8 protein-coding genes are annotated in these 20,138 nt (G+C 61.8%); all 8 read right to left on the bottom strand.

Features of this window, described 5'->3' with window-relative positions:
- Positions 1 to 693: 693 nt before the first annotated feature.
- Positions 694 to 1,440 carry a hypothetical protein gene (locus B2A78_RS11205; protein ID WP_077730074.1) on the bottom strand — a complete coding sequence of 249 codons (747 nt, stop codon included), beginning with the start codon at positions 1,438 to 1,440 and terminating at the stop codon, positions 694 to 696.
- 223 nt (positions 1,441 to 1,663) lie between these two features.
- A complete protein-coding gene (locus B2A78_RS11200) occupies positions 1,664 to 3,394 on the bottom strand; it encodes a putative porin (RefSeq protein ID WP_077730073.1) in 1,731 nt (576 codons plus the stop codon).
- 35 nt (positions 3,395 to 3,429) lie between these two features.
- Complete coding sequence (locus B2A78_RS11195) at positions 3,430 to 4,092, bottom strand: energy transducer TonB (protein WP_077730072.1); 663 nt, start codon at positions 4,090 to 4,092, stop codon at positions 3,430 to 3,432.
- 21 nt (positions 4,093 to 4,113) lie between these two features.
- A complete protein-coding gene (locus B2A78_RS11190) occupies positions 4,114 to 4,518 on the bottom strand; it encodes a biopolymer transporter ExbD (RefSeq protein ID WP_077730071.1) in 405 nt (134 codons plus the stop codon).
- Positions 4,519 to 4,521: 3 nt separating this feature from the next.
- Positions 4,522 to 6,336: a DUF2341 domain-containing protein gene (locus B2A78_RS11185; protein WP_077730070.1), complete on the bottom strand. Its 1,815-nt coding sequence runs from the start codon at positions 6,334 to 6,336 to the stop codon at positions 4,522 to 4,524.
- Between the two features lie 143 nt (positions 6,337 to 6,479).
- Entirely contained in the window at positions 6,480 to 16,661 is a 10,182-nt protein-coding gene (locus B2A78_RS11180; protein WP_077730069.1) for a filamentous haemagglutinin family protein, read from the bottom strand.
- 42 nt (positions 16,662 to 16,703) lie between these two features.
- Positions 16,704 to 18,326, bottom strand: coding sequence for a ShlB/FhaC/HecB family hemolysin secretion/activation protein (locus B2A78_RS11175; RefSeq protein WP_240502485.1), 1,623 nt, complete (start codon positions 18,324 to 18,326; stop codon positions 16,704 to 16,706).
- Positions 18,327 to 18,560: 234 nt separating this feature from the next.
- A complete protein-coding gene (locus tag B2A78_RS11170) occupies positions 18,561 to 20,132 on the bottom strand; it encodes a hypothetical protein (protein ID WP_077730067.1) in 1,572 nt (523 codons plus the stop codon).
- Positions 20,133 to 20,138: the final 6 nt, after the last annotated feature.

Raw genomic sequence — 20,138 nt, 5'->3', positions numbered from 1 at the left:
GTACATCGCCCAGTGCCGTTAAGTTAAGCCGTCCTTCCAATCGCAAACGGTCGTTCTGGGAGCGCCAGAACGCCCCTTCCGGCAGGGATTGCTCACCCCATCCCTGGGGTTCGTCCTACGGACCGTGCTCCGCACGTCCAAATTTGCTCCTGGCAAATTTGTGCCGGACAAATCGGCAGGGCGAGGCGCAATGCGGCGAGCGGGCAGGCCAGGGAAGGACTGCCCAGGACTCGCGAGCGAAGCGGGACGGCGTAGCGTGGCGAGGCCGATTTGCACGCGAAGCGCCCGTAGGGTGCCGCACAGGGACTGTGCGGCATGAATCCAGTGCACAAGGAAGTGAGAGGCCTCTGCCATCCGTAGCGTCTGGACCCCGGCATTCCAATCGCAAACGGTGTCTTCGGGAAGGGCGTGGCCGGCGCTCCCGGCCAGGCCGTTTGCGATTGGAAGGGTCGCGACTAAAGCGACCGTTTGCGATTGGGAAGGGATTGCCGACCTACGTTCTCCCCTCCTGGCACGAATCCGTACACCGGGATGGAAAACGCTCTAACGGCATTGGTACATCGCCTGGGTGGGCCGGAAGGTCGGCACCCATTTGATCGGGAAGGGATTTTCGAACTATATGGAGCCTCTATCCCGGTAGGCCCGCCAAACCCTGGCGTGCCGTCCGGCCGAGTCGTATGCGCCCGTTTCCGTTCACTCTTCGTCCTCCTCCTCATCGGGCGGCGGCGCATTCTCACTTGCGGCCGGGCTTGTTTCCGAAACGGCCACGCCGGCTTCCTGCCAAGGCGTGACCTGGAGGTCTTCGAGTTTGAATTGGAACTCCTGAGCTTCGTTTTCGGCCTTCACCGAACTGATTTGGGTAAAGGGTTCGCCTTCGGTGAGCGCATCCCAAAATCCCTTGCCTTGATACTTGTCCAGCAATTCGCGGTTTGCTTGGTACAAGCCTTGGTTTTTCTCCGTGCACGCCTCAATCCATCGGGATCGCTCGGCCACCGCGCCGACCAGAAGCGCATTGTCCTGCTGGTATTTCTTCAACTGGCCGACCGCAGCGCGCAAACGCTCGTTGAGGCCGCGAATGCGTTCGGAATCCTGATGGATGCGCCCCTGCAGCGATTCGTTACCGGCTCTCAAGTTATCGAGACTGGCCTTCTGCTGCTGGACCACACTCTCCAATCCTTCGAGTTGCTTGATCTTGTCTTCAAGCTTTCCGACCTGGTCCAGCAAGGCGCTCTTTTCCCCTTCCAAAGCCGTCTTCTCCTGGCTCAACTGGCGCAGCATGCCCTGCGCCTTGCGCAAGGCTTGAGCCGCAGCACTGTCTTGCTTGGGCGCCTGGGCGTGTACTGCCGAAGGGCCAACCACGGCGCACCACAGCAACAGAAAAAGGACGGCGTTTTTCGTCCGCCGAATCAAGAAAAGCGAACGCATGTCGAATGGGCTCATGACTCGATCTCGATGTTTTATTCCAAATCGCTTTCAATCAGGAATTGTTTTGTAGGGTGGGTTAGGCCGCGAGGCCGTAACCCGCCGAGCACCCGCGGACCTGTCCTGAGCCAAGTCGAAGGGTCGGTGGGTTACGCGGAGCCGAGGGGCTAACCCGCCATCGATGGATTTCGCTTCGCTCTACCCATCCTACGATGAATGTTCTATCGAATGCCGAATGGAATTAGAACCGCGCGTTCAAGTCCACCAGCAGCACGTCGACCCCGAACGGAGGACCGTCGATTTCGTCGGCCGAGAGCCAGCGGATATTGGCCCAAGTGTTTTTCGCCAAGCCATATACCATGCCGGCCATCCATCCTTTCGCATCGGTCCCGGCCAAGTGGAAATTGGAGTCCGTGAACGCATCCAGTACCGAATCTCGCTCGAGATACTTGTATGCGAAGAAAGTGCTCCAGTCGCCGAATTTACGGATTTCCGGCCGGCCCACGTCGAGACGGACCTGAAAGGCGGTAGTCTTGGGCTTGATGGTTTCTCCGGTACGTTTCAGGATTTCCTTTTCATCAAAGCCGATGTTCTCCGAGTAATTGGCAGTGAACATCACGTGGTTTTCGCCGAAGCCACCGTAATCCAGGGCAAACATTGCATCTACGATATTAAAGTCGGATGCAAGGCCAACCAGACAAACGATTTCATTGACCGCGCACCCGTCTGGATCATTACCGGGACTGCGTATCGCAGCCAAACTATTGCCCTTGGTGAAGAATTCCGGCGCCGTCCAATCATTCCTGCGGCTACCGAGCGCATTGGGCTGCGCCACGATATTCTTGTAGTCGTAATAGGCAACGCCCGCCTTCACCCGAGTGTTGGTACCGAAAAGCCAATCCAGGCCGCTTTGTGCCGCCCACAGCCACTTGTCCTGAGATTCCAATTCGATTTCCTGCAAGGGAAAGGCGCCCAAGGTCAGGAAGGCCGTGTTAGGCGTCGAAAATCCCATATTGATTTGACGGTACTGAGGCCCCGACCTGAAGAAGTCCTGGGCAAGCTCTGCCTTGGGTCCGATAGGCAGGCGGAACGTGCCGGCGAAACCTTCGAAACTGAGGTCCGGGTCGAACAGGTTGTCCGTGGAAAGCCATGGATTGGCGAAACGCCCGGCCCATACGGTAAACCAGTCCGTTCCCTTTCCGTCCACGTGGTCGTATTGAAGAAAGGCCCGATCCAGCGCCACCTCATACTGTTTCCCGTATTGTCCCAAGGTTTGGTTGATGGAAATCGGGCTGCGATCGTTGCTGGTGGCCAGGCGAATGCCAGCTTTGAAGTGATCGGCGATTTGCGCCTCCAGTCCAAGGCGCACGCGAATTCGGTAACGCTGCCGGTCGACCGTGGTATTCAGGAAGGCATCCTCTCCCGCAGCAGTGATGCCGCCATCTTCATTGATGACCGGCCAGTTAAGATAACTGCCTTCCTGATTGTCGTCCGCAAATAACTGATCCTCGAAACGCACGCGAAAATCGCCCGACAACTTGAACCGGTTCACCCAATCCGGCAGAGCCGCCGGCACGCCCCATTTTTCCGTCTTGGCCTGGGACTTGACTTCCTTTACCACTTCGTCGCGCAGTTCCTTGCTCACCTCGGCGCGAATCTCGTCCTTCACGAAATCAGGGACGTAGGTCACCCGTACCGGTCCCGGCTTGCCCTTGTCCGGATTACCCTGTTTTGCAGCGACCTGCTCTTCCTTCGCGGCTTCCGCCTTGGCTTCCGCTGCAGCCTTGGTTTCCGCCTGCTTGATCATGTCCTCCGCTTTCGATTTGTCGATGATTCCCTGCTGCACCAGGATGTCGATCAAATTGAGCGTGGTGTTCTTGAGCTTCAGCAGTTCTTCTTTTTCTCCCGCCGCCGCGGTGGACGCCAAAATCAAGGCCAAAGGCGCGGCGAGCAGCTTGCGGTCTGCTTTCATGGAATTCCCCAAGTCGTGTTATTTCTGAGTCTGTTTTAGGAGCGGATGCGGATCTTCACCGGCTGCGGCATGTTCTCCGGAGGAGCTTTGAGCCTGGAGCGGAGTGTCCCCAAAGCCGAACGCAAGGCTTCGTCCACATCGCCGTCCCCGCTGGAAGAGGCCAGTTCGGCACGGGAAACGCTTCCGTCGGCGCCGATCCAGATATTCGCAATCACCGAAATCTTCTTGTTCCGCGCCTTGCTCTGGCTCAGCTTCTCCCGCAGTTCGTCCGCGATCTGGCGCTGCAACTGCTGGCCGTACCAGATGATGGCGTTGCCGCCGCCTCCCCCGATGAGCCCCCTTCCGCCTTTCTTGCCGACCAGCCCGAAAGCGTCGGACCCGGCGGCACCCTCGGCGTCGACGCCCAGATCCTCGCCGGGAGGCGGTTCATCCGCTTGCTGCTCGGGTTCCGGCTCGGGCTCCGGTTCCGGTTCTTCGATCTTCTCCTCCTTGATCTCCGGCTCCGGCGGCTTTTCCTCGGGCGGGGGCGGCGGAGGTGGCGGGGGCGGTTGGATCACGGTGATCTGCTGGACCTGTTTCTTGGTCTGCACCGGCTTTTCGAAAAGGTCCTTCAGAAAAAAAACCGCCACCGCGATCACGACGATCAGAACCCCGCCGATCCCGAGCGGCAGATAGCGAAGCCAAGTTTTCTTGCTCATGGCGGGCGACGGAGACGAGGCTTACTTCACCAGTTTCTGCGTCACCAGGCCGAGCTGGCTGATCTGCAGGCGCGTGACCACGTCCAGCACGTCGATGACCTTTTCATACTGGATGGCGGCATCGGCCTTGAGCACCACCGGAAGGTCCGGCGTGGCCGCCTTGTACTGCGACAGACGGGTTTCGAGCTCCTGGAGGCTGACCGGATAGGTGTCCAGGTAAATGGTGCCGTCCTGGGTAATCGAAATCGCCTTGGTCTTCGGCTTGGACAGAGCGGGCGTGGCGCTGGCCTTGGGCAGGTTGACGGTGATGCCTTGTACCGTGGCGGTGGTCATGATGATGAAGATCAGCAGCAGCACGTAGGCCACGTCCAGCATGGGCGTGATGTTGATGTCGTCGTAGACCTTCTCTTCGGATTCGACTTTCATGGCTTATCCCCCGCGGTGACGCTCGGCCAGGCGCTCCGACACCATGGCCAGAAACTCGTCGGTGAACACCCGCATCTCCGCGGTGAGGTCCTTGATTTGGGTGAGCAGGTAGTTGTAGCCGAACAGGGCCGGGATAGCGACGGCGAGACCCGCGACGGTGGCGAGCAGCGCGCCGGAGATACCGGGTGCAATGGAGTTGATGTTGACATCGCCTGTGGCGGCGATCACGGCGAAGGTGATCATCACCCCGAGCACGGTACCCAACAGGCCCAAGAACGGGCCGCCGGAGATGGCGATAGTGAGCAATACCATATTGCGGTTGAGCTTTTGCCCCTCGCGCACCACCGCCGCGTCGAGCCGCGCCCGCAGAACGTTGAGCGCCTCGTCGGTCAAGGGTTGGTTGGCCAAAGTGCCGAAGCGCTTTTTGAGCTCCTGAACCCCCGCGTGGTAGACGTGGTAGACGGGAGAACTCTGGAAGTGATCGTGCTTGCCCACCACCGCGGCAAGAAAATCCGATTCGCCGAGTTCCTTCTCCTCCTCGGTTTCTTCCTGATCCAGCGCTCCGGGATCGGCGGAAGCGTCCATGTTCCGGTATTGGTCGAGGAAGGCGCGGTTGTCCTTATTGGCCCTGGAGATAGCCAGCCCCTTGGTGACCATCACCAGGGCGCTGATCACGAACATGACGCCGCACAGGGCGATCACCACCCAGCCGTCGACGGTCAGACTTTGCAGGATGATGACGAAATAATTGGGACCGCCCGCCCCTTGCTTGGATTCGTCCTGGCCAAAACCGAGAACGTTGAAATCGGCGCTTTGGCTGCGCGCCAAGAGCTTGATCCAGTCGGCGGTACGCGCCGTGTTGGCAATCTGAACTTCGTCCAGAAAGCCGATGAGGCTATCGCCTGCGGCGCCGGCGCCCAAGGTCACCATCGGATTCATCGGCCCCGCCGAAGCCGGCGACTCGCCCGCCTTGTTGCCGTCCAGGTACAGTTCCAGCTTGTCCGTCCGCAGAACCACGGCGATGTGCTGCCACTTGCCGAGTTGCAACGGCGCGGGAGGCGTCTCGACCCCTTGGCCGTTGTTCGCATATTTCGCGACCAGACCGGTGTCCCGAACCGATAGCTCCAGCGCGTTCTCGCCTTCCCCAGCGTGCAAGACGTAAGCATTCGACTGGGCCTGATCGATCTTCAGCCAGGCGGAAAAGGTCCAGCCTTTATCGGGCGAAAGTTGCAGAGCCGGATTGGCATTGATCGCAATGCCGCCCGCTCCGGTGAATTTGGCCGCTGCACCGATCCAGCCCGCCGGTTCCGGCGCGGCCTTGGAATCCGCCGCATGGTTGCCGTAGGCGGTGGCGTCCTTTGGCATCGGGTCCGTCTCGTCGAAATGCAACACCAGCGCCTGATGCACGTCGTACGTCCCGTTCGCGTCGCCGCCATCCGGCGCTTCGGCGTTGCCGTAATACATCCAGATCGAATCGGTGCTGATCCCGCCGCGGAACTGCGGCGCCTTGACCCAGACCAGGGCCATCTCGTTGATCGCGTCGAACTTCTCGACGTGATACTTCAAAGGCGTCTTATCGTCCGCCATGAAGCGAATATCCTTGCCGTTTTCGGCCAGGTCCATGAAGTAGGCGAAGTTTCCGGTATGCAGGCGGACCAGCACCGGGAACTCGGCCAAGGTCTCCTGGATATCCGCGCCGGTAGCTCCGCCGTCCAGCGAAATCTGTTTGCGCGACGACCAGGCGTCGTTCCACCAGGCGTGAACGATGCTCGGAACGAGCACCAACCCCAAGGCCAGAGCGTAGACCCTCACTTTCATGTAAGTTCTTGTATTTACTGATTTTGAAAGCATGTATTGTGTTACATCAATGTTTCAGATACGTGACGATTTCGCCCCGATCGGGATGCCGAATTCAGGCACCTGGAGCGGAAAATCACCCGTCGATATCCCTGGATCGGAGATCAACTGCAGCCCGCCTTGCCATCCCTCACGTCGCCCACGCTGCAGTTGCCGAAGCCGATGACTTCCGTAGTAATCACGCTCAGCCCGGACTTGGCCTGGCCGGATTGAGCCTGCTGGCCATCGCCCGAACCGCCGACATTGGCCTGGTCCGTAGCCTGTTTGGCAGCGCCGGTTGCAGAATTGTCGACTCCTGCCGGTACAACCGGAGGGGGAGGGGCCGTGGGAACGCCAACCGTTCCCTGGGACGCCTGGATATTCGAGGCACCAATAACCGCGGTGGCCGCGATGACGACCTGGCCGCCGCGGATGCCCGCCTCGCCCGCATTCACCACGCCTTTCGGCGCTGCCAGAATGACCGATCCCTCGGGTTTGTCTGGCGTGCTGACGATCGCCTGGATGCCGCTGCCCGACACGATGGGAGGGAATATCGTTTTTTGGTTTCCTTCCTCGTCGAAGGTCGTAATAGGAGGCGGTGCTGAAATAGCGGCTTTCGCCCCCCGCCCGGCGTCGATGTCGCCTTCGGCCGACCAGATCACGATGTCGCCGCCGTCCATGGTAAAAACGCGCGACTCATTGACCTGGAAATCTCCTTTGACGAAAGCGTTCAAGTCCCCCTCGCGCTGCACGACGATGCCGAGTTCGCTTGCGTCCTTGGCACCGGTAAACGCCACCGCCAGACCGGCGTTCACCAGCCCGCCCGGAACGGTAATATCGATGTCGCCGCCATCTAGCGTCTTGATCTTGCTGAAGAACAGTTTCAGATCGCCTTGGTATTCCTTATCCGGGAATAGCGTTTGAATCGCGTCGAAACCTCTCTTGTACTGCCGTGCGCGTTTGGCTTCGTCGCTCTCGGCCGCCGCCGCGGAGGCGGATTGGCGAATTTCGTTGAAGAGAATTTTCAGCAGCTCGCGCCGTTGACGCTCGATGGGCAGGGTCTTGAAGTAGGCCAGCGAAGCTTCGGGATCTCGTCCGCCGATGTCCAGCTTGTAGCTCCCGGAATCCAGATAACGCGCCATAAACGCTTCGACGTCCATTTTTCCGGCCAATCCGGTCTGCACGATGATGTTCGCGCCGCCGCTGCCCAAGGCCGGGTTGAACAATCCGCCGATGGTGGAAACGCCGTTCGACGACCCGAGATCGATGCTTCTCCCGGCGAGCAGTTGCAACTCGCCGGGACCCGCCAATTCAATCTGGTAGTCTACGTTCGCCAATCCGCCGACGGGATTGCGCGGGGACCTGAACCGAATATCCCGTCCGGCGTGAATGACGGTGATATCGTCGTCCCTCAGATTCTGCCCCTTGAAGGTGAAATCGCGTATATCCCCCCCGGCCTTGATGACCGCAGCTTTCGGCGTGTACAAGCGGAGCTCGTTGCCGCGTCGGAACGCAATATTCCCGTGCTCCGCGACGACCCGCACCGGAACCGTATCGGACGCATGGACCGGCACGGCTGCGTGAATGAGCTCGGCGCGTCCGCGCGGATCGAACCGGGCGTCCGCCGTGGTGTCACTGCCGGACATCACGGATGCCGGAATTTGCGGATTCGGGAGAAGCGCTGGATCGGCGTCGGACATGTTGATGTCGACGAACCCCCCTCCCGCCCCGGTGCTTATGTTATTGGCGGCGAGGAGCTCAAGCTGTCCCCGCGCAGCGGGATACATCTTGAACGAACGCTCGATCGAAATATCGCCGGAAAAGGCGGTGGCCTTGAGCGTCCCCGGATAAATCGACGCGGCGAATTTGCTCTCCGACGTCAAGCTCCCCAGGGCCAGCCGGTCGGTATCGTTCTGCAGCGTCACCTTGCCGCCGACGGACGACAAATCGATCGCACTGGCATCGCTGTAAGTGAAGAAATAGCTTTCGATTCCCGAAATATCCGGCTTCTTGATTTGTTCCAGAACCGTCGGATTGAAGGCCGCGCCCAAGGTGAGATTCTGCCGGGCGGAAAGCTCGAATTGGGAGGACCCCAGCGCCACTACCGGAGCGAGACCGTTCGCCCCGATCCCGAAATTGCCGCCGGCCCGCATGCGCCCCTCGCCAAGACCGGTGAAATAGACGCCGCCCAGGAGATCCTTGCCGGCCGAAACATCGATATTGCCGCCCCCCTGAACCACGAACTCGTTCGTCAGGAAGTTGACAGGGTCGTCCGGGCTTGCACGTTGCCCCACCGGCTTGCCGGTCGTGGGAACCATGACCGACAGATTCTCCACGCTGCCCCCGGCGCTGACCCGGACGTTGCCCCCGCCCAGGGCGCCGACGTTCTGATTGAAAAACCGGCTATCCGGTGCGTCGGGATCCCCGCTCAGATTGATGCCCCACATGGTCGGCCGTTCCTCGGTGTGGTCGTTCCGACGACTCCAGTCGCCGGTCCGCACCAGCCAATCGGTCATCAATTGGCCGGTAGCGGCGCCCTTGATGTTGCCGCCGGCTTTGATCGCGATATCGCCGCCGTCGACCGGATATTCCGCATAGAATCCTAGCGCCACCAGCAAATCGTCCATCGAGCCGTAGCGCCGATCGGCCGCCGGATCGTCCGAATCCCCATCGGTCGGACGGCCGACGGTATAGACCGCCGCGGCGCGATCAGAGTCGGTGGCTCCTTCCTCGAACACGATATCGCCTCCCGCTTCCAGCGTGATGGTGCCGGTGCCCGTGCGAACCACCTGATTGGCCGCCAGATTGATGTTATTCGCGGCGGTCAGGCGGTAGCTCCACGAGAGACCGGGCTGCAGAAAGTCCTGATAATCGGGAAGTACTCCGGGAAGCACCGAACCGAGCGCGAAGGCATCGGTCAGCGAAGCGTTGATATCGAGGTTGCCGCCGGTCGCGTTGAGAGTGAGGTAACCGGGAATGCCGTCCGGATGCCACGATGGATAGTCCGAGGCGAAATCCCAGGTCGACACGAGCTTCAGGTTCGCTCCGCGCACTTCCACCCCAGGAGTTAGCTCGATCGCCGCCCCGGATTCGTTTACCAACGCGGGCGCAGAGGCCATGAAGGTGTTGACGTCGTTCTGGAAAAACTGGATTCGCGCCTCATCGATGACGGTTTCACCCTCGAATACCCATGTCGCTTCCAGATCCGCCTGCGACGCACCCGTGATTTTCGTGCGGATGTCCGTCACGGCGACGTTCCCTCCCGCGTCGCGCCCGGTGCGAAGATGCACGAATCCGCCGGCGCCGCCGCTGCCGCCCGAGACGTCGATCAAGCCGCCGGACGCGGACAAGTCGAGCAGGCCCGATCCCGCGTCGTCGGGATGCACCGTATCCAGCGTCACGCGGCCGCCGCGCTCGCCTTCGCCATGCGCGGCGGCTCGTAGACGGGCGCCGCCACCGAGCACGATCCCGTTGCGGGCCGCGATCTCGATCTCCCCGCCTTCCGTTCCGGACGCGTCGATCTCGCCCGAGATATCGACCGCGCCCTCGTCCGCCCGCAGGCTGAACCGGCGGGCAAGGACAACATCGCCCCCGCCGATCGCGACGTCGCCGCTACGCTGACGCAGGTCGATTTCATCGGCAAAACCCCCATCGCGCAGATGAGCATTGAGCGCCGAGAATCCGCCGGGCCCGAAGTCCATCTCATCCAGCATCAACGAGCCCTGCCGGTAACCGTCGGCCGCACCCGCGGTGACCTGCCCTTCCCAGCGGAAGGTTCCGTGCGGTGCCCGTATGTTCAGGAGGCCGGCATCGCCGCCGCCTACGGCCCCCGCCAGATTGACCGATGCTCCCGAAGCGAAATCGATATTCCCCGAGTTCGCGACCAGATTCAGCCGACCGGCCGGAGCGAACCGGACCTGATCATCGAATTTCACGCTTCGTCCGGAAAGGTCGATACTCGAGCCGGCTCCCACCAAGATATCGCCGGTCAAGGCGATGAGATCCAATGCGCCGCCCGGCAAATCGAAACGGCCTTGCTGCACGATCGCGTCGGCGGTAATCGACCAGGCCGCGCCCAGCGGCGCCGAAGTGGAATCGGGAACGTTGCCGGTCGTCCGGACTGCCACGGTGTGACCGCTCGCATCGATCGTCGTCGTCGATCCCGACGCCCCGGTGATCCGGCCGGCCGCGAGAACGAGGTCGCCGTCCGCCGAATATTTTCCCTCTCCCTGCCCGCCGAGGTTTTCCGCGGCGTTGAGAGCGACCTGCCGAAATCCGGACAGCGCGAAGTTTCCGCCGCCCAGCGTGATGTTTGCGGCATCCAGCGTCAGCGTCCCCTCCCCGTTTCCCGCTCCGGCAGTCGCCGGGGAGGAAGTATTGGCCAGAGTGATCGCCTCCGCCGAAATCCTTGCTTCGTCGGATACCTCGGCGAAGCCCCGCAATGCTGCGGCATCGATGGTAAGCCGCTTCAGACCGACGGAAACGCCGTCGTAAATATTGACGTCCGAGCGACTGGTCAGAATCAGGTTGTTCGCGCCCAGGGCGCTCACCTGCCCGGACGACAGGACCAAACCGCCCGTACCGGCAGGAGCCTCGCCCAAGCTGATCGCGCCGGCGCGGAACTCTAAGTCTCCTCCGGGAATTTCGACGGTTCCGTGGAACACGGTGTCCTTGGTGGAGTCCAGGAGAATCGAACCGGAAGACTTGAGGAGGGCTCCGGCTTCGACCGTCAAAGTCCCGCGGGCTCCGCTGACGGCCTTGTCCCTCGTGACCGTCGCAAGACCCGACGACGATACCCGGACCAAGGCGCCGTTGCTGTCCGCAGCTCCGGTCTTCGGATCGTTGCTCACCAGCAGGGTTTCGCCCGACGATTCCGTTTTGCCGACGCTCTCCACCGCCGCACCTTGTGCGATAGTCAGATTTTCCCGTGCGGCGAGAAGGAGTTCCTGTCCGCTCAGCCGCGCCCCGCTGCCAACGATCACCGAGCGCGAATTGACAGAGAGCCTTCTTCCCGTGTTTTCCCGGCTCCGGGAACCGCCCAACATGATACTTCCGACGTTCAGGTCATTGAGTTCCTCGGCGACCAAACCGACATAGCCTTCTCCGATCGCCGCGAGGTCCTCGCGGCGCCCCACCACCGCCAGCCGGTCGGCGCCGATATCCAGACGCCCGCCGAGCCCTCCCGAGGACGAAGACGCCAGAACCGTCCCGCGTAAAGACAGGCTGGCCTCCGCGAACACGGCGACGGTACCCGCGGAAGCGGGCAAGTCCGGTACCGGCTTTTCTTCGGCTGCGGCTTTCTCCTCGAAGAACTCGTTAGCCAGATACTCCTGATATTCGGAGCGTGTTCTGGCGATGTCGCCGGTCTCCACGGCGAATCCGCTCCAGCGGGAGTCGCGGATGGCCGTTCCCGCCGCCTCCCATTGCCCGGCGACGATGGGTACGCCGTCGAGCCTGCGCGCGACCGAACCCGGCGTGACGTCCTGCGTTCCCGGCTCCGGCGAGATCAGGTAGGCGCCGGGCAGCAAGGCGTAATGGGCGGGCAGCAGTGTGTAGTGGCCTTCCGGCAGGCCCGATCCCCCGGCGAGGTAAACGCTGTCCCCGACCGTCAGGCCGGAGCCCGGAAATTCGATGGGATCATAAGGAGTCATGAGTCCGTTAAGACCGGGAATCACCGCAAACGACGGCCTATAGGCGAAACTGCCGTCCAGGAACCCCGGGTCGCCCGGATTCAGCCAGTCGACGGAACCCCCTTGTCCCTTGACGAATTCGAAGGCATAGAGATCGCCGCTGCCGGAAATGTCCACGGTGGCGCCTTCCTGGAGAGCGACCTGGCGGCCTCTCAGATTGATCCGCTTTTCCGGCAGCAGCTCGGTACCCTGTTGCAGGTCACGTTCCAAGCCGAACACGCGGTTGTTATTCTCGGCTAGGGGAAAAATCCAATCGAGACCGCCTTGCGTCCGGCCGAAAGGAACGATCAATCCTTCGCCGGAAACCGAGGCGAGGCTTCCGCTGGTCAGTTCGAGCAAATCGTCGGCGTCGAGCGTCAACGTGCCGAAGGGCGCTTTCAACACTCCCGAGCTGATGATGTTGGGCGCGTTGATAGTCAGGCTGCCTCCCGCCGAGAACACGGGGGAAGAAGCGCGCCCCGACGACTCGATTCGTATGGTGGCGCCCGGCGCATCCTCGACCCGGATCGCATAATCGGTGAGGGTCGCCGGATAGATCTGCGCGGCGCGCAGCTCCAGATCGCCGGCGATCCGGAACTCGCCCTTGTAGTCACGCTGGGCGTTGGCATTCGTAATGATGCCTCTAGCGCGTATATCACCCGAGCTGTTCAGGTTCGCGCCGGAAAAGCCCTGGAGACTCGCACCTCCGATCAAGTCGATGGCTTGCGCATTGATGGCGAGAGCGCCGGCGCCGGAAGTCGCCGCCGGAACCACGCGGCTATCGGTGGACCCCAGCGCCGCATAGGCGGCTTCAAGTACGACCCGTCCGGCATCCGTCGAATCCTCCCGCTGCCAGGAAATCTTGGGCGCATCGAGCACGATTTGCCGCTCGGCTGCCAGGGAAACGTCCCCGGAAAACCGTATTTCTCCGACATTGCCGTCACCGTTGGATCTCAGCCTGACGGAAGCGAATCCCCCGTCTTGTATCTGAGCGCTCTCGACCAAGGCCTGTGCGTAGAACCGATCCGGGATTTTGGCGCCCGGAGCGAGACCGTCGGGAATCAGGGTCCGATCCGATGCGGAGACCTCGATGACACGAGGGATGGGAAGCTCTTGGTCGGAATTCGGACCATCGTCCGGGAACGGCCCCCCCCCGATGTCCCGCGCTTTGAGGCGTAGACGTTTATCCAGCTCGATATTGAGACTGCCGCCGCCGGCGTTTGCGCCGCCTGATGCCGCGCGGAAAGAGCCGTCCCAGAGAATGCCCTCGGCTGCGGTCAGGTTCACCGTGCCGCCGCGCGAAGCGACCAGCCGGGGAGTGATTTCAAGGCCCAGGCCGCCGCTCGTTCTTTCGAGAATATCCAGCGTGCGGGAAGAGCCCGAGGCATCGATCAGCGAATCCTCCTGCGCGAGAATATAGCCGCGGCCGGCGACGAGACTGATTTTGCCGCCGGGCAGCAGTTCGCCCTTGCGAAGCCCGAGAGGATCCAGCTCCGGCTTGAAAGCGCCGCGCGCCAGCAACCGGCTCCCGGTCTCCAGCCAGATCGCCTGGGAGTCGTTGAAGCCCCGATCTACGTTCGGTTTGGTGATTCGGAGCGAGATTTCACCCGAAGGGGCGTCTATCGTGCCGCCGAGGGCAATCCCCGTATCCGAAGCCAAGGCCACTTTTCCGCCCGCATCGGTGCGAATTTCGGCGCCGCGTTGAACGGTCAGCCATTCCTTGCTGTCGTAAGTATTCGCCTGATCGACCGCCAGGCTCAGGATAGCGGCGGGGCGGAGAAATTCCGGCAACTCCACGATGCGGCTGTACACGGCCAAATCCCCGCCGTCGGGCAGCGACTCGAATCCCTTCCCCAACTCCAGTGTGCGCACCAAGGGATGGACCAGCCCCGGGGTGACGGTTATGCCGAACACGTTCGACGTCAGCCGGTAATCCGTAAACCCGCCTCGCTGGAAAAAATCGGACGGCAGCACCAGCGGCTTCAACACGGAACCGGCATGCGGAACCACCGGCCCGTCGCCGATGGCGATCTCGTTGGTGGTCAGGCTCAGGGTGCCGCTCCGGTCGATGCCGAATCCACGCAAATCCCCGTCCAAGACCAGACTCGCGCCGTTCAAACCGGTCGCGGCCAGACTGATATCGCCTCCCCGGCCGGCGGTAAGGCGGCCGTCCGCATCCAGCCAAGCCCCGCCGCTCACGTCGATTCGGCTGCCGGCCTCCAATACCAGATCCCCTTCCCTGGTCTTGATCGCCACCGTTCCGCCGTCTATGGCAATCGGAGAAAAGCGGTTGCTTCCCGGAAGATCGGGCGTATCGTTCACCCATGCTCCCCGTGCATCGATCGCCGCGCCGGAGGCCAGCGTGACCTCGCCGGACGTCGGTGTCCCCGCGCTCCCGAGAGATTCGAGACTGATCGATCCGGAGGGGATGCCAATCTCGCCGGCTACGTCGATTCGGTCCCCTGTAAGCTTGAGGCTGCCGCCGGCCGGAAGCGCCAGACGGGCGTCGTCCTGTATCGTGATTCCCCGACTGCTTTTCACGGCCACATGCCGGGACTCCGAATTCGCCAGGGCGCCGGTGTCCAGCACCAGGGGCGCGGGGATGTTTTCGCTGCCCGACCCGCTCTTCGGAAACTCATCTTTCTCGCCGATATCGCGAACGATGTGGTCACCGGCAAAGACGACCGCCTGCCGCCCCTGGCCGATGCCTACGTCGATCGTCAAGGAACTTCCCGGCACCCGCTTCCCGACGGTGCGCTGCAATCGGCCGTCGACCGTCTCTCCGCGCAGTACTCCGTCCAGCGCCACGCGGTAGCCGCTCAGTTCCAGAGCTCCGCCGGGCTTTCCCTCCACGTAGCCCGCCTCGAAGCGGCCGAGACCGAGCGGCCCCGGAATCGACCAGCGGCGGGTAATGCCCCACTTTTCGTAAACCTTGATCACTTCTCCGAACACGCCGTCGTAAATGCGGTTCGGATCCGCTTCGCCGATATCGTATAGCCGGCCCTGCGAAATCAGTTTGGTAGTGCTGATGTAGCCGTCGCGATACGAGACCGAGCCGCCCGAATAGTCCAGCACCGCGCCGGGTTTGACGATCACGTCGCCCTCCGAGCGGATTCGGATCGTTCCGCCGGCGGTGCTGCGCTCGTCGATATTCCGTTCGATGCGGGCCAAGGCTCCCGAAATATCGGCGATCTTGATCGGATCGCGGATATCCACACGCACGGTCTTGCCTTTCAGTATCCCGTTTTTCTGCAACGGCGAGTCCCGCAGCTCGAAAGAGCGCAACTCCACCTCCGCCACGTTTCGCTCCATCGGAAGGGAAACGTCTCTCAGGCCGGAAGCATCGATGCGGCTTCCCGACTCCATGTATATCCGGCTGTCGTTCTCGACCCCGGCTACCAGCGGCGTGGCCGGACTTTTCGTAGCGGTTAGCTCGATCTCTCCCGCCGGGGCGTAAACCGTCGAATCCTTGCGAAGCACGATCTTGCTGCCGCTGATCTCGATTTTCGAGCGTGCCTGGGGCTGGGCGTCCACGGCGGTTTTCGACTTATCCGAGTCCGGAATCACCTCCGTAACACTGTTCGGTCCCAGCTCTACCGTAGCTCGTGTCCCAAGTCCGTCCCCGAGATCCTGGACGCGGGCCGTGCTCATCGGGCGCAACAGCTTTCTGCCTCCGCTTTCAACGGTTTGGTGGCCCTCCCGCGCCAGCAAGCGTACCGACCCGTTCAGACTGACCGAGGTGGTAGCCGATACCCGGCCTTCTTGATTGACGGCAAAACCGATCAGGGTGGCATTGCCTCTTTCCGTGATGATCTTGCCGACGTTCTTGACGTCACCCCCGGTCTCAACCTCCACCAGAAGCCCTCGGATGCCGGAATCGGGATCGGCTTCCTGCAGATACACCTTGTCCTTAGCCGCCGCCAGGATCGTCTGGCCGTCCGGGGTCTCGATCGCCCCCTGGTTCACCACCGACGGCGCGGCAATGATGATCCGCCCGCCGGGAGCATTGGTTTTCAATTGAGCGCCCGGCTGGACGAAGATTTGGATTTTGACTTTTTCACCGTTCTGGTCGAAGACGAAACGGCCTTGCGCGTCCTTGAGATAAGTCTCGCCGCCCGCTTGCAGCGCGGCGGTTCCGTCCTGGTCGAACGCCTTGGTAATGCCGCGCTTGAATACGTCCTCGCTGATGTTGAGCGTGGTGGCAACCAGCGAATTGACGTTGACTTGGGCGTTCTTGCCGAATACGAAGCCGTTCTTGTTAACGAGATAAATCTGCCCGTTGGCCGTCAGGGCACCGAAAATGCGGCTGGGGTCGTTTTGATGGATGCGGTTCAGGGCCACCGAGGTAGCGGCCGGCTGATTGAAGTGAACGGCATTCTCCGCGCCGATGTTGAAACTCTTCCAGTCAAGAATGGCTTTGTCCGTCAACTGGTTGATCACCATCGTGCCGCCATTCACGCTGCGGGTGGCGTTTCCCAGGGCCGCCCATACGTCGGCGGCGACCGGCAGCTCGGCATGGACCGGCGGCGGGCTTGCGCTAAGCAAGATACCGCTCGCCATGCATGCCCGCACCGCGGCAGCGAGCGGCTTCAGGGCAATCGTCTTATTCTCGGGTTTATTCCGGTTCTTAACAGACATCCTCTTTACCTCGATACTTGCGCCCGTGGTACTGCCTAGGAATCAGAACTCGTAGGCCACGCGAAAATCCACCCGCTGTTCGCCCACGTCCACCGTGCCCTGCGAATACAGCGGATACCCCCAATCCAGCTCGCCCGTCACATGCTGAAACATCCGAAGCCTCAAACCCGCGCCGGCGGACGCAAGCCGATAAAAGCTCGGATTGGCCGGAAGCGGATCGACGATCCACAGATAGGCCCAGTCGAAAAACGCCAGCGCCCGCAGCTGATGCGTGAAACCCCATCCTTCCGCGATCAGCGCCGGGCTTTGCAGTTCGACCGACAGGTTCACGCCATGGTCGCCCAACTGCTGGGTTTGGTAGTAACCCCGGACGCTCTGCGGTCCGCCCACCGCGAACTGCTCGTTGCTGATGAGGGGCGAGTCGGTTACCTGCCCGGCCCCCTTGGCGAGGAACCGCAAGCCGAGCGGAAGCTCCCGCTCGTGTCTCAAATCGGCCGTGAAGTACAGATAATTCGCTCGGGCGCCGAAGCGCTTGTCCTCGAATTCCTTCTGCTCGTTTCCGAGTCCGCGGACGGAAAAATGGGAGGCAAGGCTCATGGCGGTCACGGCGGACTCGTCCCGCCACGTGCCGTCGTAGCTCAAGGTAAAGGGAGCGTAGGTGATGGGCGTGTTCTGCTGATCCTGCCCCACCAGGCTCAGGCCCTGATTGAATTCCTTGTAGTCGAATCCGAAAGTGAGGCTGTGAAAATAGCCGTCGAGCGGCTCTAGCGGTTTCACCACGCGCAAGCCGAAAATGTTGCCGGTACCCACTACCGACAAAGCTCCCGCGGTGGCGATCTGAGTGTTGGAACTGATGCCGACGCCATACAGTGCCAGCCGGGTATCGGCGATTCCGGTGGGCAACACGTAGGTTCCGGCCCACACTTCCACTTCGTCGTAGTTTTCGGGACTTACTTGGTATTGCAGGGACGCGCTATGGAAGCGCTGCCAGAGATTGTCGTAACGCAGCGAGGCGATCAGCCGGGAACGGCTCGTGCCCTCGCTATTGCGGCCGTTCATCTCCACGCTGCCGTGCAGCGGTAATCGGTCCTTCACCTGCAACTCCACTTCCAGCTTGCCCGGCGTCGATCCCGCGCGGAGGATCGGCGTGATCTCCCGGTCCGGCGATTCGCCCCCCAGTTTTGCGAGCTGGCCCTGCACCGCCGGCATATTGGGAATCTCCCCTTTTGCGAGTGCCGGCACGCCCTCTCTGATCGTTCCGAGAGAGTAATATCGCGATCCGGTGATCTTGAGCCGCTCCACCTGTCCTTCCGTCACATGGAGCCGAACGATGCCCTGATCGACGTCCTGTTCCGGAATATCCACCAAAACCGTCTGAAAGCCGGCTTTGTGGTATGCCGCTTCGAGCGCCTCCCGAGCCTTCTCCACGTCGTCGATGCTCTTGCCCGGCCCAAGAAAGGGGTAGACCGTCTTTTCGACGGTCTTCGATTCCAGCACGGTATTTCCCTCGACCAGGTATTCCATGACGTCGAAAATCGGCTGTTCCGCCGGAACGTCTGTCGCCGCATCGGGCGCGGCGGTGCCGGCGCCGGGCGGTTCCGCCCAGGCTTCGCCGAACCCCGACAAGAGAAGCACAAACAAGGACGTGCAGCTTATCTTCGGCAAGCTCGAATTCGGAAAACGTATAAACAAGGTTTTTCTACTTCTTCTATCCGCCCCTGCGGGGCACCTTCGCAATCGCGGCTCGCCGGACCGAAAACACCCGTTAGGCCTGTCTTCGATCGCTCGCCGCACAAACGCAAGCGGGGGATGGGCGAAAAGCCCCATCCCCCTTCCCTGCCTTGGCCGCGAGCCGAATGGCCCGCGGCCCTTCAGGCCTCCCAGCCGGTCCCTTGTCCTTTACAGATCCAACAGGTTCTTACCGCTGGTGGTGTTGACGACAGGCGCGCGGCAGTTATCCAGCGAAGCACCCTGTTTATGGGTCAGGTTGATCGTCGGATTGTTGGCCGCATCGAACGGGAAGGTCTGGGCGTTGGTGCCGTTGGTGCTGAGAGCCAGGAAGCCCGACTGGCCGAACGGATGATTGAACTCCACGTTCAGGTCTTTCACGATCGACGGCTTGCTGGCGTCCTGAGCGACCTTCTGCAGGATCGTCAGCACGTCTCCCGTCGGGCCGCCGACCGAAGCCTTGCGCCACTGGAAGGTCTGCTCAACCCAATCCGGGTAGCGGCCGGCAGCCACCTCGGCCAGCGTGGGCGCGGCACCGTCGATCTTCACGAAGCGGTAGTTCTTGCGAGCGATGGAATTGCCGTTCTTATCCTTGCCGGAGTTCTTTTCCAGGCTCTGTATGCCGATCGCCCAGCGCTTGCTGTTGCCGGAATTGCCGCCGCCGGTGTTGGTGCCGTCGTTGAAATCGGCCAGGCAGTTGTCCACGTCCCCGGAACCCGACTGGCCGATGCCGTTCAGGGCGAGGTTGGTCGACGGCACGATCGGTCCGCTCAGCGCATTGCTGGAAGCCACCGGAAGGACCGCGCTGGCCATGCACGGGTTGTTCAGGAATACCGCGTTCGCTTGCGCCTGGGTACCGGAACCGTCGACGCGGCGGCAGATCGCCACCTTGTTGTCGGTCAGCCCCATGCCGCCGGAATAGCTGGTGAAGAAGTCAGAGGAAGCGCCACCGACCTGAACCTTGAATCGATTCCAGTTCTGCACCTTGCCGGCCAGCAGCGAAGCCACTTGCTCGGAGCTGAGGCTGGGCATGCAATCGGGATTGCTGTCATCGCCCAGCGCGCAGCCTGCGGGGATCCGGCCCTGGTCCATCTGCGCGTCCTGCAGGGCGGTATAGAGAGACAGCGTTACCGGGATGCCGAACACCAGGCCCGCGGCCGGAGTCACGTCCAGCAAGCTGGAGACCTGGCTGGTCGTAACGTTCGGCTGCTTCACGCCACCCTCGATGGGCGCGTTAGCCCCACGGAACAAATCCGGATTGACGTCGCTGACGCCCAGATCGGACTCGTGCAGAATGGTGTCGCCCGCATTGGCGAGCGTGCAGCGATAGAAGGAGTCGGGGGCGGTCTTGCTGCAGTTGCCGTTATTGATCTGCATGTGCGTGATCGCCTGATCGAGGATCAGGGGCGTTACGCCCTGCGCCGAGCCGCCCTGCGAACGTTTGTGGAACAACACGTTCGGGTTGACGGTGCTGAGGCCGGTCACCTTGGTGGAGTCGAGAGTGCAGAAATAGGCCGAGTGCTGCGCCCCCGGCTTGGATGCGTTGGCGTTGTCGCGGTAGATGTCCAGAGATCCGGCCACGCACAGTTCGGAAAAAAGCGCTTCCACGCCCTTGTCCTGTGCGGTGGCGCCGGATGCCCAGATTTCGATATCCACGGCCGCGCCGGGAGCGAGAGCGAAGGCTTCGCCGGCGCCGAGCAGCGCCGTTGCCGCCATGGCGACAGACAAACGATTGAATTTCATCGAATT

The sequence above is a fragment of the Methylocaldum sp. 14B genome (genome assembly GCF_002005105.1).
Lineage (GTDB): Bacteria > Pseudomonadota > Gammaproteobacteria > Methylococcales > Methylococcaceae > Methylocaldum.
This window is presented reverse-complemented; position numbering and strand designations above follow the sequence as displayed.